Source organism: Halocynthiibacter styelae (assembly GCF_016123485.1).
Taxonomy (GTDB): domain Bacteria; phylum Pseudomonadota; class Alphaproteobacteria; order Rhodobacterales; family Rhodobacteraceae; genus Halocynthiibacter; species Halocynthiibacter styelae.
Genome location: NZ_JADCKQ010000039.1, coordinates 1 through 927, shown reverse-complemented (window position 1 = coordinate 927; position 927 = coordinate 1). Strand labels below are relative to the sequence as shown.

Below are 927 nucleotides of genomic sequence, written 5' to 3'. Positions count from 1 at the left end.
ATGGCTTATCGCAGAGTATCACGTCTTTCATCGCCTCTTACTGCCTAGGCATCCACCAAACGCCCTTTTCACGCTTGATTTGATCCAGAAGAAGTCAGACTTCTTCTGCGGCCAACCCCCTTTTGTTAAAAGGTCGGCCATTAATCAAAAGTCATACTTTTTTCCCGCCCAACTTGCGTTGGACAATGCCTAATACTGGTTCAGGGTATTAGGACTTGGGTTAGTGTACTTGACTTGGACAACATTGCTTGTTTCGACATGCATACAAACTGTAGACGGCGGAGACCGTAAACAGCTGCTTGCCTTGCCTTGCGGCGCGGCACATGCAGAGATCAGACGCTTACTTACGTATGATCAAGCAGTGTTGATATTGATTTCTCTCTAAACGATGTCAATTCATCCGATTGGATGATCAAACACTCTGTAAGTGCTTGATGATCTAATCGAGGGTAATGGTGGAGCCTAGGAGGATCGAACTCCTGACCTCCTGAATGCAAATCAGGCGCTCTCCCAGCTGAGCTAAGGCCCCATTATCATCCCGAAGGATGGTGGTGGGTCGAGGAGGACTTGAACCTCCGACCTCACGCTTATCAGGCGTGCGCTCTAACCACCTGAGCTACCGACCCAAGCGCTTTTTGATCAAGGATCAAAAACGCGTTGCCCGACAGGCGCTTTTGCGAGCAAAAGCTGCCGAAAGGGCCAGACATAGCGCAGGCTCTCGATGATTGCGGGCAATCATCTGTCGCTGTGATCTTGCGACAAGCGCGTACGCCATTTATTTTCCGCGAAGCGGAAAACATTGTTCTGAAGAGATATGAGGACGGCCTGGCTCGTTTGATGTGCGATCTCCAAAGGAGAGATCGACTTTAATGCTAAGTGTTTTACGAAGAAAGCGAACTTTCTTACTAAAAACATCCTTAGAAAGGA

At 48.5% G+C, this 927-nt stretch carries 1 protein-coding gene and 2 tRNA genes; 1 reads left to right on the top strand and 2 read right to left on the bottom strand.

The features are described from left to right. Positions 1-193 (top strand): hypothetical protein (locus H1D41_RS18245; RefSeq protein ID WP_228850265.1); only part of this gene is annotated, 193 nt, incomplete at its 5' end. 260 nt (positions 194-453) lie between these two features. On the opposite strand, the gene H1D41_RS18240 is transcribed toward H1D41_RS18245, so the two are convergent. Continuing rightward, positions 454-529 (bottom strand) — tRNA-Ala (locus tag H1D41_RS18240). Between the two features lie 20 nt (positions 530-549). Continuing rightward, positions 550-626, bottom strand: a tRNA-Ile gene (locus H1D41_RS18235). Between the last annotated feature and the right edge of the window lie 301 nt (positions 627-927).